Origin of the sequence: Caldicellulosiruptor sp. DIB 104C (assembly GCF_028198085.1) — a bacterium.
GTDB classification, from domain to species: Bacteria; Bacillota; Thermoanaerobacteria; order Caldicellulosiruptorales; family Caldicellulosiruptoraceae; genus Caldicellulosiruptor; species Caldicellulosiruptor saccharolyticus.
In genome coordinates this window covers 2,158,240-2,182,997 of record NZ_CP116337.1, presented here as the reverse complement: position 1 = coordinate 2,182,997, position 24,758 = coordinate 2,158,240, and the positions used below count along the sequence as shown (strand labels likewise).

Genomic DNA, 24,758 nt, shown 5'->3' with positions numbered 1-24,758 from the left:
TATAGTCAAAAAAAGTCTTATCTGAACTATGAGGGATGTAAACTTTAAAAACTTTTCTAAAAACTCCTGTTCAGTCATTGTCTTATCTGAACTATGAGGGATGTAAACGATACTGATTCCACTTGGTGGGATTGTGATAATTCCCGTCTTATCTGAACTATGAGGGATGTAAACTCTCATCTGTACCTTCAACCATATCTGCAATCCTAAGTCTTATCTGAACTATGAGGGATGTAAACTTATTGAACACATAAACACCTGTATATTTTTCATTCTTGTCTTATCTGAACTATGAGGGATGTAAACATTTTATTTATGATTACGACAGCTGGTTTTGTAAGAGAGTCTTATCTGAACTATGAGGGATGTAAACTCTTACACCATACCATACTAAAACTGCAGCTGTATACAGGTCTTATCTGAACTATGAGGGATGTAAACCCTTCACAAAAGAACAACCTTGACGAAGTCAAAACTCGGTCTTATCTGAACTATGAGGGATGTAAACCTTTTGACTAAAGGGATACAAACCGTAAGAGAAGTTGGTCTTATCTGAACTATGAGGGATGTAAACGCCTTGAACAATATTGCAAAGGGTTATAACAATGTAGGCAAGTCTTATCTGAACTATGAGGGATGTAAACACAGTAAGATAAACTAAATCTGTAAAATCAATATTTAAGGTCTTATCTGAACTATGAGGGATGTAAACATCTTTGAATGTTTCATACGTCATAGGCTTTTGTCCTGGTCTTATCTGAACTATGAGGGATGTAAACATTCACAACTGAAAGACGCTGAGAAATGTCTTTGCTGGTCTTATCTGAACTATGAGGGATGTAAACGTTTGAGATAGGTTCAACAAATGTAATTGTGACTTTGTCTTATCTGAACTATGAGGGATGTAAACGCATAACAGTTTTTGGTTTAACAAAGATAATGGACTGTGTCTTATCTGAACTATGAGGGATGTAAACTCGAATTCTGCAGGAGATTAGATCACTCGGCTCTTGTCTTATCTGAACTATGAGGGATGTAAACATAGAATTTATAGAAAAGTTTTGCAAACATTCAAAAGGGTCTTATCTGAACTATGAGGGATGTAAACGCGTATGGACTTATTAAGGGGTTTAATGGATACAGGTCTTATCTGAACTATGAGGGATGTAAACGTTGCTTTAATCAATTCATTTTGAACAAGTTGCGCCAAGTCTTATCTGAACTATGAGGGATGTAAACACAACAGTCTATGCAATACTGAACAAGATAGGAACTGTCTTATCTGAACTATGAGGGATGTAAACGTTCCTGACGGAGACAAGAGGTTAATAAGCTTAAATTAGTCTTATCTGAACTATGAGGGATGTAAACGAAACAAAAAGTGCATATAAATTTCCTCATCACATGGGTCTTATCTGAACTATGAGGGATGTAAACCTCTAATACCTTTTCTGACCTCTGCATCATAATCAAGTCTTATCTGAACTATGAGGGATGTAAACATGATTGGAATTTGCAAGAGTTTGCCGACAGGGACAGTGGTCTTATCTGAACTATGAGGGATGTAAACTCTACATTGTCCACGCTCTCAAAATGTGGAAACTCTTCGTCTTATCTGAACTATGAGGGATGTAAACCCTTCTCAGCTTGTCTGTTAGTGTTAGTGTTTCTCTTGTCTTATCTGAACTATGAGGGATGTAAACACGCCAACAGCGTTTGGATTGACAAGAATAAGATTTGGTCTTATCTGAACTATGAGGGATGTAAACTCATGGTCTTCGTATTCTTCGTTCTGCATTTGTCTTCTGGTCTTATCTGAACTATGAGGGATGTAAACAAGAAGAGATAAAAGATTAAGCAGTAAGAACTCTTGTTGTCTTATCTGAACTATGAGGGATGTAAACTCATGTAATAGAATCTCAAAGCTTTATGATAAATTTTGTCTTATCTGAACTATGAGGGATGTAAACCATTTTACAACCTGCTGGGACTTAAAGAACGAATCGAGTCTTATCTGAACTATGAGGGATGTAAACAAGGGGGTGTTGGAAAAACTACTATTGCACTTGCACGTTTTATCTAAACTATGAGGGATGTAAACGTAGCGAACAGCTGTTAATGATAAAATAAAATCATCAGAAATGACATCAAAAATTCCCTACCTGCTACTTAATGTGAAGCCTTATGTAATAGTATAGAATAAAAAATTAGGTATATAGGAATTTTTATACTTTTTGCAAAGGAACTTTTGATTGAAGGAATCAAGGGCAATGGTATCAAACTCTCTAACAAGCAGTTTAGTGAAGTTTATGAAGCATATAAACAATTAGCAAAGCAGATGGGATTTGAAAATGTACCTGAAATATAGGTAATTGAGTCAGGTGGATTTTTGAATGCCTTTGCTATGCGGTTTATTGGAAGAGATTTTGTAGTTGTTTATTCTGGTATTCTGGAGCTTGCATATAAGGGAAGTCTTGATGAAGTAAAGTTCATACTTGCACATGAACTTGGGCATCTTAAAGCAAACCATCTTAAGCATAGGCTGATACAATTTGGTTTAATGTTACCTTTTTTAGGTCAAGCATGTTTGAGAGCTTGCGAATATACTGCTGATAGATATGGAGCTTATTTTTCACTAAATGGTGCTTTAAAGGGTTTGATTTTATTAGCAGCAAGCAAGGGGTTGTATAGAAATGTAGTATTAGAAGAGTTTTTAAAACAGGCAGAAGAAGAAAGAAGCTTTTGGATAAGTTTTGCAGAACTTCTTGCTTCTCATCCTCATTTGACAAGCAGGATTCAAGCAATTAAGGATTTTATTAAAACTTTAAAACCCTCTAATTCTCCTTCTGAAGTTTATAATGTGGAATCTGTCTCAGATAGCAGGTGTTCAAGTAGATTTATTATATGGGAAGAAGATTGAATACATATAGTGTTATAAACCCATAGAGAATAAGTGAGTCTACTATTCAACTCGATGTTGTAAAATGTACTATTTAATATGAAAGTAAAAAGAGGGCGGCTAAAAACATAATTTCAGAACTCGAAAACACCAACATATAGCTCAAATACAAAACTAATAAACTACTAAATACTGACCAAAAGGGACTATCCACTTGTCTTTTTGGATAGTCCCTACTTAAATTTATCTAACTGCCGATATTAGAAATATTTAACTTTATTCACGCTATGTATCTCTCTGTGAAAACAATCTTTGGTTGTTTGAGCATCTCGCTCTATAGTTTTAAGTAATTAAAAAGTATCAACAAACAAGCCATAACCCAATCGCGTTTTTGTACCAATTCCGTGAAATGTTAAAGAGACTTTTAAGATATTTTTAACAATTTCTTTTAAAGCTTTAAAGTTGTCTTTTTGTAAATTTTCAATCAACTCAACGTATACACTTCCTATTTCAAGAGATTTTATTAATTTTTCAGCACGAAATTGATCAAAAAATACGGTAAATCTGAATTTAATTCCTGGTCTTACTGTTAAAAAGTTGACTGGCTGTGGATTGTACCAGTCTCCAGCGGGGTTTGTTTCGGGGTTGTTATAATACTCAGAATAATGAGAATTTATTATATCTAATTCGAATATGTCGACTATTTCTGATATATTTTGAGGATATACATCTAAAAATGTGAGTAACCCTTCGAAATTTTGTGTCCCAAACAAGAGCTTGTATAATAAAATTTTTTTCTCAATATCGTCAAGTTCTATCGGTTTATTGTTTTCAAAAGAAATATCCTCATTGTAAAAAATTTGAAAAATACGTTTTATTAAATCCTCAATTTTTTCTTTTTCTGAAGATGTTTCTTTTGATAATTTCAAAGAAACTATTTCCCAAAATGCAACTGCTCTACACACTCCTTTGACAGCAGATGAAGGTAAATAAGGTATTCCCCAGATATAATCAAGAGTTAGTGATGTTTCAAAAACATGTTCAGTTCCTAATCCCACAACAAGTCTTGTAATATTTGTAAAGTTGGTATCAACTACTTTTACAAAGTGATTAGAAAGCAGATACTCTTCTATGTTTTTCATTTTGTTAGTTATTTGATGCTCAATAATGGAAAGATTTTCTTCTTTTATGCTTTTGAATAACTGTTGAAAAAATTTATTTTTGTATTTTTGATTTATAACGCAATTTTCTTTATTACGAATTTTAACTGAAATTCCTTTTGAAAAAGCAAGTCCAAAGTTATCAAATTCAACTATGACTGAATTAGGCTGCGAAACTAGTTGTGAATTACTTTTCGGATTCTTCTTCTGTTGGTTTTTCATCTTTTATTTCCACCTCAACAATTCTTTTTAACCACTCTGCAAGTTTAAGAATTTCTGTTGTTTTAAAAAGAAGTTCTTCGTAGCTAACATTTATTAGATATTCTACCAAATTGGCAAATATCCTTCCTTCTTTTTCTGAGAACCATTGATTTATAATCTGGTAGACCTTTTCATTATTCTTTTTGTAGAATGTCAATGTAGCTAAAAGCCCATTGTTTGTTATCATAGCAGGGAGTCTTTTCAAATCAGATTTAAACTTTGAAAGCTCTTCGTTTTTACCTGCCAATTGAGTTTTGTAAATGCGAATTTTTTTGAGGCAAAACTGTGCTATTTCTTGTTCTATACTTTTTATACTCATTTTAGGTGCTTACCTCCTATTACTTACCTTCAGAGTTTGTGGTTAGCTTTAAGGTAGTTTTTACTTTGACGAAACCTCTTCCCAGAGTTGAATCTGCGCCAAGTTGAAGAAGTCCATTATCAAGTAGTTTTCTAAGCTGATTAGCAACATCCTTAGAAAACAAATATCTATCCTTTTCGCCAGATACGTTTTCATTTTCTTCTCCAGCAGCCTCTTTTAAAATATTTAACTTTTTTTCGGAAACACGTTTCCCCACTTCTTCCCAATCAATAGGTGAAGAAATTAATAAGTTATATGTATCACTATCAATACCAAAGAACGGGTCAGTCGAAAAAATGAATCCATAGAAAATACTCTCTGAAGGTAGAAGCTCTTCAGTAAATAGTGCTTTATCGTCAACGACGCCAGTTATTTGATTTATTCTAATTCTGGTTCTAACTTCGATTGCATACTTAACAAGTGCTGAGAAAATATCATCTGGCACTATTGCTAATCTTTTCCTAATTTCTCTTGTAAGTTCATTTTCTGGAAGAATTGCTCTAAATAGATTTATAATTTGATTGATATTATCGTCATTTTTAACTTCTGCTAGAAATTCGAATTCCTCTAACATGACTTTTTTCGAAGGATTCTTAATATAGGCATTACTGTCAACTAACACCACATTGTTTTGAAATCCGTTTTGTTCTATAGAAGTTACCAACTTACTTATTGTGTCTATCACATCAAAACTTTCACTGACACTACCAGCACTTTTTACTTCTTGGGTAAATCTTTTTAAGACAAATGGGCAGGTAATCCAAGCAAATATACCTTTTGCTGAGCGCACCGGGTAAAAGAGTATTTTTGCATCAGTAAAGCTTATGCATGATGCTACTAAATTATCAGTAGACTCTTCTGCTTCAGAACCAAAGATATACGTAAGTTTTTCTTTACTCCATCCGCTTCTCAAAGCCTTCTCTCTAACCACGCCTTTTATACTGCTTGACCAGATAATAGGGAAGTTTGTGTGTTTTTCTCTTTGAATAGGTAAGTCCACATATGATATACTTTGACCAGAACCCATATGTAGAGAAGTTTCGCAGTAATATGTGGTTAAGATTGCATCTTTGAACATTTTATCACTCCTTTAATTTTATTTTTTCTACCAAATTATGATTCATTAAACTTTCGAAAAAGTTAGCAATAATTCTCCATATTTCAGAATTATTAGGAATTTCACATTTTCCTATTGGAATTTTATTTTTTTCATTTTTCTTTTTTGACGTTATTCTTATCTCTTGTCCTTCTGGTAAAAAGGAAGATTTCATTAAAATGAATAAACCTTCAAATTCCCTGTTGGCTTTTAGAATTTTAAGCCATAGAGGAGAAGCCCGCCGACCACTGTCATTTTCGATGGTATAAGTGATATTAGGATTAGACTTAAATAGAAAATTTATAGGAAGTCCAAATACAATTCTTTCCATTTTAATATTTATAGATTTTGACATTTGTTGAGAATCTATTAAAGAAAGTAATTTTTTGTAATCAGGATAAAGGTATCTAAATTCTTTCAAAATGCACCCCATAGCTCCAAGTAAATTAGTGTAATTAGAAAAATCCTCATTAATGGTATGAGATTCATTTTTTAAAGTGGGTTCTATTTGTTTTATATCTGACAAGTATAACTTCCAATCTTCAAAATTTGAATTAAAATCATTTTTTTTGAATAAATAAATTTCAAAATTTTCATCAAACACACAAGGGATATTTTCTCTCCCTTTTACAAATAAAATCTTCCTTATTTTATCCAAATTTCGAGCAAACCAATCTTTTAAAGGTGCACAGGGGTTAAACTGGAGAAAATCACCAATATTATCATTTCCCTCTATACTATTAACCTTTATAGAGCCAAAACCTCTTCTTGCTCTTGCACCAAAGTTGCCAAGGTTGATGGCAAGCCACACACTGCAAAAGAATTTCTTTATGTCATCTTCTGTTGCTAAAGGTGAGAAGCGAAAGATTAATTCAAACTGTTGACCAGGTTGGAAAGCATTTTTTCGTCCTGATCTGTCTAAAAAATTACACAGATAATAAAGGCCTTTGTTCAATTCAGTCTCATCCATCTGTGTGTACTGAAAAAAATTTATATTAGAAGGTTGTTTAACTACTATCTGCACAAGTCCTTTTTTAGCATTATTCCCACCAAAGCCAAAAATTCTTTTTTCATCTTCTATACTTCCTCCCCCGATTCTAAACCAGTATCTAAAAAGTCCATTAAAAGACTGGCTCCTCAGCTCTGGTTTTTGTGTTTCACTTCCAAACATATAGAGAGGAGTGACAACCTCGCAATTAAAAGTGTATTCTCTCATTTTACATTTTTCTCCTTTCTAATCAGAACAAGGTTTGAACCGATAAGATCATTTTGAAATAAAGTGTGAGAATTTTCAGGCAATATTTCAATATCTTTTTCTGCCTCTGCCCAAACTACTGTTCCTGCAGGAATTGCTTTTGCGAAAAGTCTTTTGCTTTTTGATGAATAAAGGGTGACGTTTAGACAACCATTCATTACCATGCTTTTAGTTTTAAAACCGCACAATTTGAGCAAATTGGGTAAAAAGTCGTTAAATACTCCCTGTGTTAGAAATAAAATCTGGATTTTATCCCCTTTTTCTATTTTCATTTCTGTTTTTTCATCTTTATTAGTAAATATCGATAAACTATTATCTTCGCATTTTAAAAATCCAACAAAGGTATTTTCAATCTCAAGAAGTTCTTTTATTTCCTCAAAAAATGAAGACTCATTAAGTTTGTAAAATACACTTTTTGACTCGCCACCAACTTTTAGCACATGTGGTTCTTTTTCAAAAATGGCTTTTATTTCTTCATATCCTAAATTAGCGTTTTTAAGGTTTTCATCTTCAAGATTAAATTCTACCCACACAACAAGTGAGAACTCTTCTGCAGGCTCAATTTTGAGCTTTTTAAAAGATACTCTGTAAACGTTACTTTCTTTTTCAACAGTTCCTTGTTCGTAATTTATTTTTATACCAATCCTCTCATCATTTTGACAAATCTCATCCAGCTTGATGATATTCTTTTTGGTTTCTATTTTGTTATTATTTTCTGAAAGAATATTTTCTATTGACCCATCTAACCAATACTTTAAATATTTGATTGAAATTAATCTTGTAAAGGGTTCGATTTCGGTTTCGTCTTTAGTATAAACACAAAATGTAGAGATTGCCCCTGGCTTATTGGTGTTTTGAGGCGAAAATAACTTCAGCTGCTCATTTTCCAACGGTCTTAATGCACAGAAGAAATTTGGATTATCTTCCTTTCTGGCAGTGTATATATTTGAAGGCGAAGGGAAAAATAAGATTTCTTCACCAGGTATTAGCACATCCTTTTTTATAGGTACATGCTTTTTTATAAATGGGCCGTAGATAGATTTTATAGCCCTTGAAGAATCTATTTTGCAAAAAGTAGCCAGTCTATTTGATATTGCTCCAGCAAATGTATGAGGAAATGGCGGGAAGATAGAATTTGCATCATCCCCCCTGTTAAATGGTTTGCCACTTCCAAAAAACAACACATCAAAAGGTTTGAATTCAAACTTTAGCATCATTTCTTTAAATCACCTCAGATATAGTTAATCAAAATTAAGTTTTCTATGAAGTAAGTTCACCTTTACCTGTCAAAAACTTTGCTAAGGAAAATAAATAGCCAAACATAAAAATTTTTTGAGTTTCAAATAAGTTACAATTTTTTAAAATTTTGTTATCTTGAGCTATATATTCTCTAAAGCGGGTGATTATTTCTTCTATCTTTAAAACAGGTTGGTTTCTTTCCTTTTTTCCTTTTCGCTGCCACAGCCTTTTTATTTCCAATTCCAATATATCCACTATTTCTTGTGAAACATATTTTTGCTCGACATTTAAAAGTTCGTGCATAACCTCAATAATTTGATTACAAAATACCTTGGGAATAGAACCACTTTGAAGGTCTTTTGATACTTTATTTATAAAATCCACTAAGTTCCATTTGCCACCGCACTCTCTAATTTCGCCAGAGTGAGTTATAAGCTGTACACAAAAAGCATTTCTGCCCAGCACATTTTTTGCTTTTTTTTCAGCACTTCTTACTGCTTTTAATGCAAGCGATAGAGGGTATTTATGATGAGCTATGACAATTCCTGCACTCATTGTAGCTCTGGAATTTACTATTTTTTTGTATCGCTTTTGCAGTTCGTATGCACAGTTTAAAACAGTATTTACAGGAAGCAGGGCTAAAACATCATCGCCACCTGCATATATCAATTTTCCAAAGTATTTTTCTTCAACTATCTTTCTAACTTCATGTAAAGCAAAAGTAATTAATCTACTACTTAAGATTTGATGGTATGTAGGAGTAACAGGATGCACTTTTTTCACAAGATCTTCTAATCTATCTTTGTCAGTAAATTCGTTTTGTAATTCTCCAAGTACCTTAGAATGAATTGTTTCTTCAATTGTAGGAAATTCAATTTTTTCACTTCCTTCACTTTTGCCAAAGCCTCTTATCCATTTGCCCATGTGGTCGCCATCCATTTGCAAAATTGCAAAATACCTTGAGAAATTTAAATTTGCACTTTTCAGGAGTTTTCTCATATTCTCAAGAATACTTTCCTCAATGTTTTCAATGCCAAACTCATTTTTAAGGTAGTCTTTTGAATAACTTTCTTCCATAAGCCACTGACCGTCAATTGAGCACAGGGAATATTCTATGCCATTAAATAATTTTTTCAGAGCAGGTACTGACTCTGAAGAAGGAAGGTTTTTGCCATTTGTTTCAATTAGTTTTTTAAATTTGTAATATTCTTCTACAAATTTTTTTATAAATTCTTCATTGTTTTTCAAAAGCTCTGCCTTAATAGGTATAGAAGCAATTTCTGAAGTTGATGGGAATGCTAAAACTTGAAAATCAAACTCTTTCTCAAGCAATTTTGGGAAAAGTCTTTTAAATAAACACACACCGCAAAGTCTTTCGTTTTCTTTCAAAAGACCAGGGTTTTTTTCTCTCAGTTTGTGCCAATATAATTTATTTTTTTCTTCATCCATAGCTAAAAGAACTATTTCATTTTCGCCACATAAATGACATTTTTCTCTATTATAAGAAGGTAGATATTGAATGTCACGAATACTTTTTCGGGCACCTAAAAGTTTTTCTAAAAGATCAAGTAGTAAAGGATATGTCCTGCCTATACCAACCTTGGATAAATCAATCTTTTCTCCACTTTTGAGATTTTGGTTTAATCTAATTATTTCCTCTATTAAGTTCCGAATTTCACTCTCTTTAAATAGAATGCTATGGTCATGAAATACACTTTCACTTGTTAGTCCACCAGGGATATTGCCACAATTTCCCAAATTACATTTGTTGGTACTCCAAGGTAATATTGCATAGTAAACTTGGAAATATGATAACAGTTGACATTCGATTTCTTTTTGAAGAGAAGGATTGATTCCCAATCCTTTTAAATATTCTTCTTTGATAAGAGTTTCAATTTCTTCTGCAAACTTTGTAAGTGCATTTTTGAGAGCGTTTTTACATTTGTCTGCTGTACTTTTCTTACTATAAGGGATAAGTGCTAAAAAACGATTAGGAATATTTGCGATTAACAATTTCTCGTTGTTGTCATTTTCATTTTCGATTTTACAGTATTTACCTTTAATTGATTTGATAATCTTATCAAAAGATTTATCTTCATCTGTTGCCTTAGAAAGAGTTTTGCGAATCCATCTTTCTATTAAAGGTTGCCCTCTCAAATTAGGATAAATTACCATATCAGGGCCAAGTTCATCTATCAGAGGTTCTAAAGACTTATATGTAAGGTAAGAAAAGATATAACTTCCTGCCCATAAATCTTGGGTTTTACGCGCTGTTGCAATAAAACTTTGAACAGGTCCGATAGTGAAAAGTAAAAATGCTGGTATATCACCTTTTAATTCGCCACAGGAAAGTTTGTCAACATCTGTAATAGCAGTTGCAATTGCACTTGTCTGAACTAAATGGTTGTAAATTGAATGAGAAGGTATTCTACTATCTGCCGGATGTATGTTTACCCATTTGAAAAACTCAGGGACATATTGCCAAAGAAGTAAGAAAGCTAATTTTGCTTTTTCATCATCACATTTCAAATAGGAACATACCTTTGCTAACAGTTGAAAAAAGTGTTCTAATGCAAGGTGATTTTTTTCAAAGTATTTGTGAATGACTTTTTTTCTGATTTTTCTTGAGTAGATATCATGAAAATGGATTTCTTCTGGTTTTCTAACTGTTGAGGTTTTTCGTTTAAGTCCTTCGCCTAATATTTCGTTCAGTGGATAAGAAATTTTATCAGCAATTTTTGTCAGCTCTGAGAATTCTTCTATACATTCATTAGGAATAATATAGTTTAGAAATCTTTCTGCCACTATTTCATGGATTGCTTCGTGGTTTTTATTTTTTGGACACATAAAATTTTGTATATTAAGTTTTGGCTTGGGGTCTGACTCACCCTTATCAAGACTCAGTACCCACTGTTTGTCAAGAGGGTCATGTAAGAAGGCTTTTAGTTTTAGCTTCCATATGCTCATTTTACTCACCTTTCAAACTTTAGATAAGTTTCGACATGTTTGAACATTCAATGAAAAAGTTTGTATAATTATATCATATATGAACAAAAAATCAATAATGAAAGTTAAATCGACTTTACCACAGGAGGTTTTTAGAGTGAGATTAATATATCAATTAGGACGTTTGGATGCTAATATGGAATCTCAAAAATTTAAGATTGCAGGTGATGCTGATGAAAATTACATTGAATCTGAACTAAGTTCTCTTTTTTTAAAGAAATATTTCGAAAACAGAAAAGAAAATGAAATGGAAAGTGAAACAAAGGTGATACTACTTTATCCTGTAAGTTTACCTTTTAATACTACTTTGCTTAGAAGTACAAAACTTGATGAAAAACTCAAAGAAGAAATTGTAAATATTTGGGGAAATGAGGATGAATACCTTAAAAATCCATATGAATTTTTTGGAAATAATTTCCCTTATGGTAAAGAAAAAGATGATTTCATAGTTATTCACTCAATAGGTAAATATCCATACGGTAAAGATGAAGAAGGTACAAAAGAAATAAGGTTTGATACTGTTTATGGAGACATTGTGTTAGAAATTTTCCTTGACATGCTAAAAAGATATCTCAAGGAAAATAATTTAATATCAGAAGCTTATATTGATATTTCAAGCGGACACAATATTTATATTTCAGCTATGCTTGAAGCACTCAGGCATTTTGCTACATTTACAAATTTAAGACACTGGGTAGATAAAAGAAAAAGACCCAAATTATTTATAACAATTTGTGATCCTATTTTGCCTGGTAGTCAAAATGTTCATCAAGTATACAGGGAAGAGCAGCGATTTGTTGTTTTCTTTGAGTCTCCTTTGAAGTTAAATGATTTGAAGAAAATTGAAAAAATATTCTTTAACAATGATGAATTTAAGAAAGATGTAAAGGATGTTTTAGAAAGGTTTTTGTTGACTTTTAGCGCTATAAAAAACAATGTACCTCTTTATCTGTTTGATGCCAATAGTTTCATTGACAAATCAGACGAAGTTAGTAAAATGCTCAGCAACGTAGTTGAATACTTACATAATAAAATAACAGAAAGTTACAGATATTCTCCTAAGTTGGATAAAAGTATTTGTATTAGAATAATAAATGCACTTGGGTTTTATTTGGGAATAATTGATGTAATGAATTATTCAAAAATTTCACCATATGAGCCTAAAAAGGGTATTTTAATAAAAGATGTAAAAGATAAAGTAATTGAAATGTACGACAAATTTGGTCTCACTAATAATATTGATATTTTGGAAGTTGAGCTGCACAAACTAAGGGGACTATATAAAAAGATTGATCCAAAATTGATTAAAGAAAAATGTAATAATTATTTGGAAAAAATAAAAAACGGAAAAGATTCAAAAGACAGAATGCAACGCAATTTTTTTGCTCACTGTGGACTTGAAGAGCATTTTGTTTTTGTAGCGGAAGAAAAGGAAGGCACTTTTGTAAGGTATATTGAGGAATTGCCTGAATTAAGAGATACAATAAAAGAGATGCTTCTTCAACGAATATAAAAAGCGGAGCATCTTGTGCCCCGCTTTTTATTAAATTTTCCTAAGTTTTACCTCTGCCCATAAGCCTCCCCTGATGTGGTTTGCTGCTCTTGAGAAATGCTTCCAGATTCAGCTTGGTTTGTTTGTTCAGAACTTTGCTGAGTGCTGCTACCAGAACTGCTTTGCATCTCACTTCCTTGCCCTTCCAAATTACCACTTTGCAAAGTCTGATTTTCTCCTTGTGGTTGAAGATTTGTCTGATCCTGTGGCAGATTTTCTAGTGCTTTGTGAATGTTACAGTACTTTGTTGGTGCTTGGTACATATAGTCATCAGGTGGCACGATTGACTTTGAGGCATCAGGCCAGATAGGGTTGTCTCTGCGAATAAATACCTTCTCAATGAAATTAGGACAATACTGGGTGGCCAACGCTTTTGATTCTGTGCACACTTTTAGCTTAACATGCCTGTCACAGTACTCTGTTGGCTCTGTGCCAGCGACAAATATCTCCTTTATCACCTGACTGCCTCTTGGGTCTTGCTTACATAGTTCTGTTGCAAGTTTTCCTGATTCTTTGCAAACGTACTTTTCAACAATTCCAGCAGGCCTTGTAAACTGTGTACTTACACCTTTTTTGCTCACAACCTTGTCCATTATACCTTTAAAAATCTTTAAAGCCGGGTTTGTACCATAAAGATAATTTAATGCAACAGGCTTGTCTTCACCAACCCAAACACCAAGAGCATAGTTTGGTGTATACCCTACAAACCACCTGTCTTTACTATCATCAGTTGTACCAGTTTTTCCGGCAACAGGGTAAGAGAATCTCACACCAACTGTAATTCTTGCGGTGACAACGCTTTGCAAAATATTTGTCAAAATGTATGCATTTTTCTCGTCCATCACCTTTCTTTTGTAAGGTGTTCTTTCAAAGAGAGTAACACCATTTTTGTCTTCAATTTTAGTAATAAAATAAGGTTTTATATATATCCCACCATTTGCAACCGCAGCAAATGCAGCTGTCAGTTCAATTGGCTTTACACCATAAGTAAATCCACCAATTGCAATTGATAAGCTGTTCATATCTTGGGGGGCAAGGGTTGTAAATCCAAACCTTTTTAGGTTTCTGTACACGTTTTGAATACCAAGGTTGTAAGCAACCTTTACAGCTGGCACATTTGCAGACCACTGAAGGGCTTCTCTTACCGTCATCAAGCCTTTATAGCCTCGCTTGCCGGCAACTACATTGCTCTTGTACCAGTTTCTTGGTGTGTAGCCTCCCACCGAAAATGGAACATCGTCAATTATAGTTGCTGCAGTATATCCATTTTCAAGCGCAAGGGCATAGTCAGCAATTGGCTTGATACTAGATCCGGGCTGGCGGACAGACATTGTCGCCCTGTTTAAAAGCCTTACACCTTTTAAATTTCCTCTTCCGCCCATTATACCTTTTACTGCCCCTGTTGAAAAATCTATCAAAACTGCTGCTGCCTGTGGCTGTGGTGTACCAGATGCATCATAATGACGAATTTTGGGCATGTATGCAGGGTCAGAGAATACCTCCTCCATAATGTTTTGTATAGTCTCGTCCATTGTGGTGTAGATTTTAAGCCCACCACCATAGATAAGATTTTCTGCCTCATCCTGGGATATTCTCTTCTTGTTTGATAAGATCTCGACTGCCTCATCAATTACAGAATCAACAAAATATGGATGTTTGTAAGCAGATTCAACAGAAAGGTCTTTTTTAACATACACAAGCTTTTGATTTATAGCCTCTAAATACTCTTGCTCGGTAATGTAACCAAGTTCTAACATTTTTTTGAGAACTAGCTCTTGTTTTTTCTTTGCATGCTCAGGGAAGACATAAGGATTATAATATGAAGGGTTTTGCGTAATTCCTGCAATTAAAGCACACTCTGCCAAAGTCAGTTGTGAAACATCTTTCCCAAAATAAGTATAAGCAGCTGCCTCCACACCATAAGCGCCGCTCCCAAGGTTTATTGTATTTAAATATTCTTCCATAATTTGTTCTTTTGTCCATCTTTTTTCAAGCTGAATTGCCAAATACTGTTCTTGTATTTTTCTTTTAAAGGATTTTTCAAATGTCAAAAGTTTGTTTCTCACAAGCTGCTGAGTAATTGTACTTGCACCTTCAGAAAGACTTCTACTTTTGATGTTATTGAAAATTGCTCCAATTATTCTTTTGATGTCAATTCCATTATGCTGCCAAAACCTCTCATCCTCAATTGCCACAAAGGCATTGATAAGGTTTTTTGGTATCTTGCTATAAGGTACTCTGATTCTGTTTTCGTTTCCGTGAAGTCGAGCAATTTCGTTTCCACTCTGGTCATAGACAATAGTTGTTTGACTGTCATTTGAAGAACTTGTTATTATATCCAAAGCATTGGGTGGTATTGCCTTTATGTATGCTGTGACCATTCCAAATCCAGCGCCAATTGCAACTACAGCACTTGCAATAATCAAAATTAAAAGTGTTTTTAAGAAGCTTCTTATAAAGATTCTAAATGGGGATTGCTTTTTTGGTTTTTTAGAACTTTTACTTTTTTTGATTTCGATAGCCATCTGAAGACCTCCTTTTATTCAATTATACCACAAAAATCAATAGCTATACCGTTTTACTGAGTTTATACAAAACCTCTTGACAACTTGCTTTTCTTTATAATTAACTTATGATATAGTATAATAAAATTGAATATACTTATTAAACTGATAGAAATACTGAATTTTTGTGAGGAGAAATAAAGATGAGAGAGAAAAAAATTAAAGTAAAAGAGATTTTAGACAAAGCTTACAGTGAACACCATCTTACAAAAGATGAGATAAAGTTTTTGTTAAATAGCGAAGGCGAAGAAAAAGAGCTTTTGTTTGCATATGCAGACAGAGTAAGAAAAGAATATGTTGGTGATGATGTATATTTAAGAGGGCTTATAGAATTTTCAAGCTACTGCAAAAACGACTGCTTTTACTGTGGTCTTAGGCGAAGCAACAAAGAAGCTCAACGCTACAGGATGCAAGAGGATGAGATAGTTGAAGTTGCAAAAAGAGCATATGATATGGGTTACAGGACAGTTGTGCTTCAATCTGGCGAAGATCCATATTATACAAAAGATAGAGTTTACAGTATTATAAAGAAAATAAAGAAAGAAGTAGATGTCGCAATAACGCTTAGCATTGGTGAAAGGTCATATGAAGAATATAAGGCTTTCAGGGAAGCTGGAGCTGACAGGTATTTGATGAGGTTTGAGACATCAAACAGAGAGCTTTATCAAAAATATCATCCTGGTATGAGTTTTGAGAACAGAATAGAGTGTTTGAGGTGGATAAAAAGTTTAGGCTATGAGCTTGGAACAGGGTTTTTGATTGGCCTACCTGGCCAGACAATAGATGATTTGGCAAATGATATTTTGCTTGTATATGAACTGGATAGCGACATGATAGGAATTGGTCCTTTTATTCCACACCCACACACGCCACTTAAAGATACAGAGGCTGGGTCTGTTGACCTGACATTAAAGTGTATTTCGATATTAAGACTTTTGATGCCAGACAGTAACATTCCTGCAACAACTGCTCTTGGGACGTTAGACCCTCTGGGACGTCAAAAGGGCTTGAAATGTGGGGCTAACATTGTTATGCCAAATGTAAATGACCTGAAGTACAAGCTAAAATATGAGCTATATCCTGGGAAAATTTGCATAAATGAAGATGCAACAAAGTGCAGAGGATGTATTGAATCAATAATTATTTCGCTTGGAAGAAAAGTAGGGCAAGGTTTTGGCCAAAGCAGGCATTATGAGCTCAAAAAAGCTGTTTATAATTAAATTCCATTGATTTTGACTACTTTATAGTATAAACTTTTGAATATAAACTGTACAAATATAAAAGAGCCTATAGCTTTGGCATCTTAAAAAGGGGATTTTAAAAGGCATGAGGATAAAGAAAAATAGCACAAACAAAAAATGGCTTTTAGGATTTATAATAGGAATTGTTTCGGGGCTTGTAATAGGAATTGCTGCAGGATATTATATTTCATCACACAACATAGCTAAAAAGCAACCGGTGTCGACCACAACTTCTTCCCAGCAGCAAGTTCAAGGTGGTGGGAGCAGTACATCTGGTAGTAATTTACCACAAACTTCAAATTCCCAGCAAAATACACAGCGAGAGGAAGGAAGTACCAGCACGCAAAAGCCAAAAACTTACAAGGCATATGGCAGGTTTGTAGGTGGAACTGATGCACACTCCATAGAAGTTAATCTTTTGAATACCAACTTTGACTATAAAATATTTGAAACCGACACAGCAGACATCCAAAAATACAATCTCCAGCCGGGGATGATTTTAGAACTTGAATTTGAAGTGCCACAAATTGGCGGGAATCCAAAAATAATAAATATAAGTATTCCAGAAAGTGTTACACTCAAAGGAAAATATATAGGTCTTGCTGACAATAACTTTGCTGAGTTTTTGTTTGACCAAAAACATGTTGTGCTTCAAATAACAGCTGTATCAAGCAAGATTTCTTATCTTGATGAGAATACAGATGTTGAAGTGACATTTAAAACAAATCCTCAAGACCCAAACTCAAACCCTGTTGTGACAGACATCAAGGTTTTAAAATAAAAGGGGTTGCCACGAAATGTCAAAAGTGGCACCCCTTTTTTGTTTTAATTTGAGTTCTCTTGATTATATATATTTCCCCTCTTTATTGATGCGACAATTCCAACAATAGAGAGAACAGAGAATACAAAAAAGCTTATCTTCATGCTCTTCAAAATCATAAGATAGTTTTCATGAGAAAGTTTTGCACCTTTTAAGTACAAAGAGAATATAAAAGAGACAATTGCCATTGAAAAAGCCTGGCCCATTACTCTCATAACAGATATTGTAGACGATGCTGCACCGTAAAGAGACTGCGGTACAGAGCTCATCACAACATTGGTGTTTGGTGATGAGAAAAGTCCAAAGCCAATACCCATGATAATTAGGTTTACAATAACAAGGACTATATTTGTCTTACTTGAGAACAAGGAAAAGATAAAAAGCCCTGCTGTTGTAAGAACCATTCCTGCTGTTGCAAGCTTTCTTGGTTCAATCTTTTCTGATGCCCTTCCTGAAATAAGTGATGTTATAACCTGAGAGATTGGCTGCAAAATCAAAATACTTCCAACAACCTGCGCAGGCAGAGCTTTTACAATTTGAAGATATAGCGAAAGAAGGTACGAGGCAGAGAATGTACAGCTGTAGTTTATAAGTGCTGCCAAGTTAGAAAAACCAAACTGTGGAATTTTTACAAACAACTTTACGTCAAGCAAAGGATTTCGAGTAGCAAGCTCAAATCCTACAAATAGTATAAGAAGGACACCTCCTAAGAAAAACAGCATCTTTGGTGTTTTACCAAGCTCAAAAGTTGATGCACCATAGATTAATAAAAAGAGTCCTACAATTGAAAAGATTGTTCCAATTTTATCAAGATTTTTGAGACTTTCTGCCAAAGAAGTATGCTGCTGCACTTTAATTTCTTTTTTAAGTAAGAAAAGACTAATAAATGACGCAACAAAACCTACCAAAAACGCAAACAAGAATATGCTTCTGAAGCCAAATAGCCGCACTAAGATTCCGCCTAAAAAAGGTCCTATTGAGGTTCCAAGGTAGACTGTTGCTGTGTTTATTCCAAGAAGCCTACCTCTTATTTTTGGCGAGTGGTTTTCAATCAAAATTGCAATTGATGTAACAAATACAAAAGCAGAAAAAAAGCCTTGCAGTGCGCGAAATATGAACAACACGGTTATATTTGGTGCTATAGCGCACATGAGTGTTGAAATAGTAAATGAAATAAGACCTGTTATAAATATCTTTGTACGTTCAAATGTATCTGATAGCTTTCCCATTGGCAGAATAAACGCAGCTGAAAATAGCAAGAAAATGGTAATAACAAGGTTCAGGTTTTCTGCAACCAAGTTAAATTTCTTAGCAATGTCAGGTGCGGCGATGTTAATTGCACTTGACATAAAAGGAACTAAAAATGAAGAAGTTGTTGTTGCAATGAGGATATTTTTGTTAATCTTTTGCTCATCTGTACGCTCCATACCGTATGACCACCTCTTTTGTGTGTTATAGTACAATTTGAGAGTCTACAAACTATATGATATCACTTTTTGCTCAAAATATATACTTTGAAAATTGATGAATTTTAGCACTTTTGAGTCTTTGACGAGGCTGGGTAAAAAGGTAAAATTAATTATGTAAAGTTGTTGGATAAAAATAAACATAAATTTGCGGGTGATAAAGGAAGAATGAAGGTTGCGTGGAGTGCAACACACCAAGAGTTTTTGCTGTCTGACGGGTATTATTTTTCAGGGCTTTATAAAGAACTTACAAAAAGAGGGGTATTGATTGAGGAAGTAGATGATTTTGATAGGCTTTTTGAATATGATGTCGTTGTTTTTAACTATCCTGAAAATCCGTTCAGTGTTGAGGAGAAAAAGAGAATACAAAAAGTGTTGAATGAAGAAAAAAAGAAAATTATCTTAACAGCTCACTTCAGGGGTAAGGACGGAGTTTTTGATGTCTGCAATGCTATAACTCAAGATTTTGGAATAACTGTCTTACCAGAGGGAGTTAAGGATGAGTACTGCCACTTAGAAGATGACAGTTTGATTATAACAACAGACAATATCAAAAAATACGCATCAAATGTAAAAGAGGTTGTGTTTCCATACTCAGCTCCGCTTTCTCTTTCAGACGGTGTAGAAGTCATATTGAAAGGTCGAGATACTGCGGTTTCTGATTCAGGTGAGAAGGCACCAATTTTGATTGCACAAAAGAGTTTTGAAAGTGGAAGCAAATTGATTGTCTGCGGAGGCTGCATCTTTTGGGACAACTTTTCAATCTTTAAACTCGACAATCTGCAGTTTGTGGTGAATTTAATTTTAGGGGATGAATAAAAAGGAAGCTGGTTTTAAAAAAGTTTTTAGGATATAATTGAAGATATAGAAAATGTACTGCAAAGGTGTTTTTTGAAATGGAAGAATTTATTTCAATTGAGTTTGATTATGAAAAATATCAAAAATTAGAAGATAATGGGCGATATGAAATTATTGAAGGCAGGTTATATAACTTAGCACCTTCTCCTTCAGTTTTTCATCAGCATGTGTGTGGGAATATTTATCATAAACTAAGGATTTTTCTGCAAGATAAAGAATGTGTGCCTTTTATTTCACCTGTCGATGTAAGGCTTGCACCAAAAGGAAGCGAAGATAGAAATATAAAAAACGTAGTCCAGCCAGATGTGTTTGTGGTTTGTGATAAATCTAAGATTGACCAAAAAGGCATAGTGGGAGCGCCAGAATTTGTTGTAGAGGTTGTCTCTCCAAATACATCTGCAAGGGATTATCTTATAAAACTAAAACTTTATGAAAGATATGGTACAAAAGAGTATTGGATTGTAAATCCGCAGGAAAAGAGCGTTGCAGTCTTTGTGAAAGCAAAAGAAGACCGATTCGATATAAGCAGTGTATTTTTCCATCCTGCTATTATTAGATCATCTTTTCTCTCTGGCTTTGAGATTTCAACCGACGAAGTTTTTGCAGAGATATAACTCTTAAAAAAGTAAGGTGGCAAGGTATGGACTTACTTTTCGTACCTTGCCACAACTCTTGTTGAAATACCACCACGTTCGTGAAACTCTCCAATCACTTCCATGAACTTTGGCTCAAGCAATTTTACAAGGTCGTCTAAAATCCTGTTTACAGCATGTTCCTGCAAAATTCCCACATTTCTAAATGATGTCAGGTAATATTTCAATGATTTTAGCTCAACAAGCTTTTTGTTGGGTATATACCTTATTGTAAGCCGGGCTGTATCAGGAAGACCTGTCCACGGACAAACTGATGAAAATTCGTCTGTAATATACTCAACAACTGTATTTTTTTCAGGGTATTCATAGTCAATTGCTTCTAAAACGTCAGTGTCTATCTTTTCATAGCCATAGATGTCAAATCTTCTTTGCTGGTATTTGTCATTTAAATTTGGCGACTGCATTTTTTCAAAACCTCCCTTGTTTTGTTGACCGGAGTTGCTGCGAATCAGCCATGATATGCTTTTAAGCCTGCAAAAAAGATTTTAGCATACTTTAATTTGCATTGTAAATTGGGGTATAATGAAAATTAACAATACGAATTTAAAAATTTTTGAGGGGAATGATACATGCCAGAAAAAGAGCCTCTTTACATAGAAGAGATTTTTGACTATGTTAGCCAGCGACCACAGAAGTTTGCTTTGAATTTCTGGGAAGACCCAAGATATTTTAAGCTTCACAGGCACAATTTTGTTGAGTTTATGTATGTTGTAAAAGGCGAGGGGACAGAACATATAAATTCAATCAGCTACAGTCTAAAACCTGGCACATTTTCAATTGTAATGCCGTACCAAATCCACAGAATAGAGTATTCAGAGCAAAACCCTCTTTCAATTTATGTTGTTGCAATTTCGTTTGAGGAGCTTTTAGCACCATCGAGCATCTTCTACAGAATAGGTCAGCTTCTTTTGAACTACGACGAAAATGTCCTTCCCTATTACTACTTTGAAGGCAAGGAAAAAGAGATGATGGACAGCCTATTTGAAGAAGCATGGATATATTATAACCAGCAGGATGTGTGGGCAGAGATAATACTCAAAGCAAAGATTTTAGAGATAGTTGCATACTTTGACAGATGCAGAAATTTGGCATGTGGGAAAAACTTTCAAAGGCCTGCTTCTAACTTTGTCACAAACAGAGCTCAAAAAGAGAACATTCCTGTTCCAACCGACTACTGGCAGCTTGTGTACTATGTGCATAAGAATTATAACCAGAACATAGACCTAAAAACCTTGTCGAAAGAGTTTCACTTGAGCCCATCTTACATAAGCCAGCTTTTTAAAAAGCTTGTTGGCAGCAACTTTCACAACTTTTTGATTGAGGTGAGGCTTCAGCATGCATGCAGCCTGCTTCTTTCAACAGACAAGCCGGTGACAGATATTGCTCTTGAGGTTGGGTTTGATTCGTATTCAACATTTGCAAGAGTCTTTCACAAACACAAAGGTATGAGTGCACTGGAGTTCAGAAAAAGAGGAGGAGCTGGATAGGTCTGAACTGAGCAGAGCAAGCTACAGTGCACAGTGATGTTGCGTAAATTAGTGACTAAAAATTTTTCTCTGAAAATTTGGAACATAGAGCAAGTCTCATAAAATGAATTTTGGTTAGCTAAAAGAGTGATGGGAAATACAACAGAGAAAATTAAAAGGCGGGTGTGCTGCCCGCCTCATAAATAGAAAATAGCTTTTTACTTTCCTGCCTCTTTTTTTAAAACCTCTTTTATCTCCTCAGCACCTGCAACCCTGCCAGAGAATATAAGCTTTTCATCTACAACAAGCGCAGGTGTTCTCATAACACCGTAAGACATTATCTTTTCAATATCTTTTACCTCTTCAAATTGAGCCTCAATCCCAAGCTCCTCAGCTGCTTTTTTAGCATTCTCCATGAGCTTTTTGCAATTTGCACATCCACCACCAAGAACTTTTATAACCATTTGTCAATCACACCTTCCTTTCTTTAAAATTTTTATCCAAGAATAAGGTTAAATAAGTACCCTGTTATAATTATCCCACAGCCTACAATTGCCACAAATATCCCAAGGAGTTTTGGTTTTAGAACTCTTCGAAGAAGTATCATCTCAGGGAGCGACAGGGCTGTTACACTCATCATAAAAGAAAGCGATGTTCCCATCGAAACTCCAAGGCGCCTGAACTCACTTACAAGTGGAATAATCCCTGCTGCGTTTGAGTAAAGTGGAATACCAAGTACTGTTGCAAAGACCACGGCAAAAGGATTGTTCTTTCCAGCAATCTTTGCAAGTGCACCTGTTGGGATGTAGCCGTGCAAGAATGCGCCAATGCCAATTCCCACAACTACAAATATCCATACCTTTTTTATAAGCTCAATGGTAAATTCAAGTGTTTCTTTGAGACGTTGCTTTAAAGTTTTCTTGTTCTCAAAAATTTGAACATCACCGACTTTGATTTTAAAAACATAGTCCTCAACATACTTTTCAAGATGAAGCTTTCCAATTACAATGCCACTTGCAATTGCAATTATCTCACCCGACAGCACGTAAATAAGAGCAATTTTAAGGTCAAAATTTGCATACAAAAGTCCGAGCGCCACTTCATTTACCATTGGAGCAGCAATCAGGTAAGAAAATGTCACACCAAGCGGAATTCCTGCTTCAACAAAGCCAATAAAAAGTGGGACTGCTGAGCATGAACAAAACGGTGTTACAATTCCTAAAAGTGCTGCTAAAATGTGGGCAAGGAAGATATTCTGTTTTTTGTGTGAAAGAATTTCTCTTGTCTTTTCAGGTGAGAAAAAGCTTCTTATATAAGTTATCACAAATACAATCAAAAATAACAGAATAAAAATCTTGATTGTGTCGAATATAAAAAAATTTACAGCACTCGCAAGCTTTGAACCCTGCGGGATTTTAAAAATATTGTAAGTTACAATATCAGCAAATTTCTGGGCTGGAGCAAACAAATGCTATCACACCCTTTCAGTCTTTTGACACTCAAGTATGAAGGCTTCTGCTATATTCAGCAGAGCCTTGACATATTCATTTTTAATCCTGTAGTGCATATTTGCACCCACCTTGCGGTGTTCAAGCAAACCTGCTTCTTTTAAGATTTTCAAATGTTGAGATAAGTTTGGTTGAGAGAATTCAACAAACTGTAAAAGTTCACATACGCACTTTTCACCGCTCAACAGGTTTTGAACTATCTTTATTCTAATTGGATGAGAAAGCGCTTTGAACACCTTTGCAAGCCTTTCTTCCATGGACATATTTTTCGCACAATCTTTCTTTTTTCAGCTTTAAAAGAAAGAGTTGTGCTTTTTGCACCTCTCTTTTATTTAGTTTATAAGCATTTAATTATATAATAAACTAATGAAATAAAAAATTCAAGTTTAATTTTTTAATATCAGTTTAAATTAAGTACGAAAATGAACATAGAATTTGATAAAGAGTATATGCATAAACTTGCAAGTAAGTCCTTAGGATGATATAATCAAGAATGGAATAATTCAGAAAAAATATAGAAGCTATAAAGAAATTTCTATAGTATATTAACCCAATTCCAAATAAATTTACAAGTTTATTATGTTAGGTTTATATAAAAATCATTACATAATTGTATGTTAAATGTGTTGTGTTTTACATATCAAGAACATGAAACTGACATTAAAAAATCTTATTTAAAAGTCAAGGTGGGGAAACAGATGAAAAAGTACTACCTTAGAACATTAGTAATTTTTGTAAGTGTATTTTTACTTATGTTAATTGTTCTAAATTTAAATTTTATAAAAATTTTAGCTGATGTATTAGTTTCAAACAATCAGGTTCTGCAAGCACTAGTTAATATCATTGCTATTATTTCTGGTATTGGCGGTATAATAATAGGAGTGGCAAGTTTTAGGATATCATCCTTAGAAGCTGTAAAAGAATATTTTTCTCAAGGTGATACTGCAGAAATGAAAGAAAGAAGGAAATACATCTATGATAAAGTGAAAAATGGCGAAAAAATTGGTCCGGATGATTTAAACGCCTCAGTTGTATGTTCATATTTTCATTTTTGGGGCTTAATGGTTAAAAAAAGATACCTTCCTATCTGGATTTTTGAAAGTGCTTCGGGAACCCAGGTGTTGAAGTTATATAGAGATTTAGAAGAACATATAAAAGAAAAGAGAAAAGAAAACCCGTTTTATGCCGAATATTTTGAGTGGCTGGCTAAGAAAATAGAAAAGAAGTATGGTGAAAAATGGGGCAAATTTTAAAAATTTTCTCTTTAGATTTAATAAAAAATGAATTTTTTAATTTTTTATGCAAATTTTAAATTTTTGAGGTGTTAAAAAATAGTGTAATATTACTGGAGTAAAG

Annotated in this window: 20 protein-coding genes and 1 CRISPR repeat array (1 of these 21 running past the window's edge); of the genes, 8 read left to right on the top strand and 12 right to left on the bottom strand. The window is 34.0% G+C overall.

Annotated features, from left to right (window positions below; genetic code table 11):
• A CRISPR array of direct repeats spans positions 1-2,101; the repeat unit is 29 nt; unit sequence GTCTTATCTGAACTATGAGGGATGTAAAC; it reaches 7,424 nt to the left of the window's first position.
• Between the two features lie 288 nt (positions 2,102-2,389).
• Complete coding sequence (locus PGC14_RS10795) at positions 2,390-2,920, top strand: M48 family metallopeptidase (protein ID WP_051109324.1); 531 nt, start codon at positions 2,390-2,392, stop codon at positions 2,918-2,920.
• A 329-nt stretch (positions 2,921-3,249) separates the two neighbouring features.
• On the opposite strand, the gene cmr6 is transcribed toward PGC14_RS10795, so the two are convergent.
• Genes cmr6 through cas10 form a run of 6 tightly spaced genes read right to left on the bottom strand, consistent with a single transcriptional unit; the run spans position 3,250 to position 11,235 of the window.
• Positions 3,250-4,281, bottom strand: a complete 1,032-nt coding sequence (gene cmr6, locus PGC14_RS10790; RefSeq protein ID WP_271628906.1) for a type III-B CRISPR module RAMP protein Cmr6 — start codon at positions 4,279-4,281, stop codon at positions 3,250-3,252.
• Positions 4,247-4,639, bottom strand: coding sequence for a type III-B CRISPR module-associated protein Cmr5 (gene cmr5 / locus PGC14_RS10785; protein ID WP_039766112.1), 393 nt, complete (start codon positions 4,637-4,639; stop codon positions 4,247-4,249). Before cmr5 ends, cmr6 begins: the two co-directional genes overlap by 35 nt.
• Before the next feature lie 19 nt (positions 4,640-4,658).
• A complete protein-coding gene (gene cmr4 / locus PGC14_RS10780) occupies positions 4,659-5,756 on the bottom strand; it encodes a type III-B CRISPR module RAMP protein Cmr4 (RefSeq protein ID WP_271628905.1) in 1,098 nt (365 codons plus the stop codon).
• Positions 5,757-5,760: 4 nt separating this feature from the next.
• Positions 5,761-6,990 carry a type III-B CRISPR module RAMP protein Cmr1 gene (cmr1, locus tag PGC14_RS10775; RefSeq protein WP_271628904.1) on the bottom strand — a complete coding sequence of 410 codons (1,230 nt, stop codon included), beginning with the start codon at positions 6,988-6,990 and terminating at the stop codon, positions 5,761-5,763.
• Complete coding sequence (gene cmr3, locus PGC14_RS10770) at positions 6,987-8,243, bottom strand: type III-B CRISPR module-associated protein Cmr3 (RefSeq protein WP_271628903.1); 1,257 nt, start codon at positions 8,241-8,243, stop codon at positions 6,987-6,989. The genes cmr1 and cmr3 overlap by 4 nt, the downstream gene beginning before the upstream one ends.
• Positions 8,244-8,289: 46 nt before the next feature.
• On the bottom strand, positions 8,290-11,235 hold the full coding sequence (gene cas10 / locus PGC14_RS10765; RefSeq protein WP_271628902.1) for a type III-B CRISPR-associated protein Cas10/Cmr2: 2,946 nt from the start codon (positions 11,233-11,235) through the stop codon (positions 8,290-8,292).
• A 136-nt stretch (positions 11,236-11,371) separates the two neighbouring features.
• Between cas10 and csx1 the strand changes: the two genes are divergently transcribed.
• The gene (gene csx1, locus PGC14_RS10760; protein ID WP_271628901.1) at positions 11,372-12,787 is read left to right on the top strand and encodes a CRISPR-associated CARF protein Csx1; all 1,416 of its coding nucleotides are present in this window, start codon (positions 11,372-11,374) and stop codon (positions 12,785-12,787) included.
• A 47-nt stretch (positions 12,788-12,834) separates the two neighbouring features.
• Here the strand turns inward: csx1 and PGC14_RS10755 are convergent, their stop codons facing one another.
• Positions 12,835-15,351: a transglycosylase domain-containing protein gene (locus PGC14_RS10755; RefSeq protein ID WP_271628900.1), complete on the bottom strand. Its 2,517-nt coding sequence runs from the start codon at positions 15,349-15,351 to the stop codon at positions 12,835-12,837.
• 197 nt (positions 15,352-15,548) lie between these two features.
• On the opposite strand from PGC14_RS10755, the gene hydE reads away from it, so the two are divergent.
• Positions 15,549-16,610 (top strand): [FeFe] hydrogenase H-cluster radical SAM maturase HydE, encoded by a 1,062-nt coding sequence (hydE, locus tag PGC14_RS10750; protein ID WP_271629881.1) that lies wholly within the window; start codon positions 15,549-15,551, stop codon positions 16,608-16,610.
• A gap of 106 nt (positions 16,611-16,716) precedes the next feature.
• Positions 16,717-17,412, top strand: a complete 696-nt coding sequence (locus tag PGC14_RS10745; RefSeq protein ID WP_271628899.1) for a hypothetical protein — start codon at positions 16,717-16,719, stop codon at positions 17,410-17,412.
• A gap of 44 nt (positions 17,413-17,456) precedes the next feature.
• Here PGC14_RS10745 and PGC14_RS10740 read toward each other — a convergent pair whose 3' ends face one another.
• Complete coding sequence (locus PGC14_RS10740; RefSeq protein WP_039766638.1) at positions 17,457-18,878, bottom strand: MFS transporter; 1,422 nt, start codon at positions 18,876-18,878, stop codon at positions 17,457-17,459.
• Positions 18,879-19,085: 207 nt separating this feature from the next.
• On the opposite strand from PGC14_RS10740, the gene PGC14_RS10735 reads away from it, so the two are divergent.
• Both PGC14_RS10735 and PGC14_RS10730 read left to right on the top strand, forming a co-directional pair.
• Positions 19,086-19,736: a hypothetical protein gene (locus PGC14_RS10735; RefSeq protein ID WP_271628898.1), complete on the top strand. Its 651-nt coding sequence runs from the start codon at positions 19,086-19,088 to the stop codon at positions 19,734-19,736.
• A gap of 77 nt (positions 19,737-19,813) precedes the next feature.
• On the top strand, positions 19,814-20,389 hold the full coding sequence (locus tag PGC14_RS10730; RefSeq protein ID WP_271628897.1) for a Uma2 family endonuclease: 576 nt from the start codon (positions 19,814-19,816) through the stop codon (positions 20,387-20,389).
• Between the two features lie 32 nt (positions 20,390-20,421).
• Here the strand turns inward: PGC14_RS10730 and queF are convergent, their stop codons facing one another.
• Entirely contained in the window at positions 20,422-20,832 is a 411-nt protein-coding gene (queF, locus tag PGC14_RS10725) for a preQ(1) synthase (protein ID WP_011916080.1), read from the bottom strand.
• A gap of 165 nt (positions 20,833-20,997) precedes the next feature.
• On the opposite strand from queF, the gene PGC14_RS10720 reads away from it, so the two are divergent.
• Positions 20,998-21,915 carry an AraC family transcriptional regulator gene (locus tag PGC14_RS10720; RefSeq protein ID WP_271628896.1) on the top strand — a complete coding sequence of 306 codons (918 nt, stop codon included), beginning with the start codon at positions 20,998-21,000 and terminating at the stop codon, positions 21,913-21,915.
• A gap of 197 nt (positions 21,916-22,112) precedes the next feature.
• On the opposite strand, the gene PGC14_RS10715 is transcribed toward PGC14_RS10720, so the two are convergent.
• The 3 genes from PGC14_RS10715 to PGC14_RS10705 are packed head-to-tail and all read right to left on the bottom strand — an operon-like array spanning position 22,113 to position 23,665.
• Positions 22,113-22,358 (bottom strand): thioredoxin family protein, encoded by a 246-nt coding sequence (locus PGC14_RS10715; protein WP_039765585.1) that lies wholly within the window; start codon positions 22,356-22,358, stop codon positions 22,113-22,115.
• Between the two features lie 32 nt (positions 22,359-22,390).
• Positions 22,391-23,362 carry a permease gene (locus PGC14_RS10710; protein WP_271628895.1) on the bottom strand — a complete coding sequence of 324 codons (972 nt, stop codon included), beginning with the start codon at positions 23,360-23,362 and terminating at the stop codon, positions 22,391-22,393.
• A gap of 6 nt (positions 23,363-23,368) precedes the next feature.
• Positions 23,369-23,665: an ArsR/SmtB family transcription factor gene (locus PGC14_RS10705; RefSeq protein WP_039765581.1), complete on the bottom strand. Its 297-nt coding sequence runs from the start codon at positions 23,663-23,665 to the stop codon at positions 23,369-23,371.
• Positions 23,666-24,100: 435 nt separating this feature from the next.
• Between PGC14_RS10705 and PGC14_RS10700 the strand changes: the two genes are divergently transcribed.
• Entirely contained in the window at positions 24,101-24,655 is a 555-nt protein-coding gene (locus PGC14_RS10700) for a DUF4760 domain-containing protein (protein ID WP_271628894.1), read from the top strand.
• The last annotated feature ends 103 nt before the right edge of the window (positions 24,656-24,758 follow it).

Excerpts from the sequence above, each read along its gene's own strand:
- cmr6 (WP_271628906.1), bottom strand. The coding sequence starts at position 4,281 with ATGAAAAACCAACAGAAGAAGAATCCGAAAAGTAATTCACAACTAGTT.
- PGC14_RS10740 (WP_039766638.1), bottom strand. The coding sequence starts at position 18,878 with ATGGAGCGTACAGATGAGCAAAAGATTAACAAAAATATCCTCATTGCA.
- PGC14_RS10700 (WP_271628894.1), top strand. The coding sequence starts at position 24,101 with ATGAAAAAGTACTACCTTAGAACATTAGTAATTTTTGTAAGTGTATTT.
- PGC14_RS10735 (WP_271628898.1), top strand. The coding sequence starts at position 19,086 with ATGAAGGTTGCGTGGAGTGCAACACACCAAGAGTTTTTGCTGTCTGAC.
- PGC14_RS10730 (WP_271628897.1), top strand. The coding sequence starts at position 19,814 with ATGGAAGAATTTATTTCAATTGAGTTTGATTATGAAAAATATCAAAAA.
- queF (WP_011916080.1), bottom strand. The coding sequence starts at position 20,832 with ATGCAGTCGCCAAATTTAAATGACAAATACCAGCAAAGAAGATTTGAC.
- cmr5 (WP_039766112.1), bottom strand. The coding sequence starts at position 4,639 with ATGAGTATAAAAAGTATAGAACAAGAAATAGCACAGTTTTGCCTCAAA.
- cas10 (WP_271628902.1), bottom strand. The coding sequence starts at position 11,235 with ATGAGCATATGGAAGCTAAAACTAAAAGCCTTCTTACATGACCCTCTT.
- PGC14_RS10720 (WP_271628896.1), top strand. The coding sequence starts at position 20,998 with ATGCCAGAAAAAGAGCCTCTTTACATAGAAGAGATTTTTGACTATGTT.
- PGC14_RS10705 (WP_039765581.1), bottom strand. The coding sequence starts at position 23,665 with ATGTCCATGGAAGAAAGGCTTGCAAAGGTGTTCAAAGCGCTTTCTCAT.
- PGC14_RS10755 (WP_271628900.1), bottom strand. The coding sequence starts at position 15,351 with ATGGCTATCGAAATCAAAAAAAGTAAAAGTTCTAAAAAACCAAAAAAG.
- PGC14_RS10745 (WP_271628899.1), top strand. The coding sequence starts at position 16,717 with ATGAGGATAAAGAAAAATAGCACAAACAAAAAATGGCTTTTAGGATTT.
- cmr4 (WP_271628905.1), bottom strand. The coding sequence starts at position 5,756 with ATGTTCAAAGATGCAATCTTAACCACATATTACTGCGAAACTTCTCTA.
- PGC14_RS10715 (WP_039765585.1), bottom strand. The coding sequence starts at position 22,358 with ATGGTTATAAAAGTTCTTGGTGGTGGATGTGCAAATTGCAAAAAGCTC.
- cmr3 (WP_271628903.1), bottom strand. The coding sequence starts at position 8,243 with ATGCTAAAGTTTGAATTCAAACCTTTTGATGTGTTGTTTTTTGGAAGT.
- cmr1 (WP_271628904.1), bottom strand. The coding sequence starts at position 6,990 with ATGAGAGAATACACTTTTAATTGCGAGGTTGTCACTCCTCTCTATATG.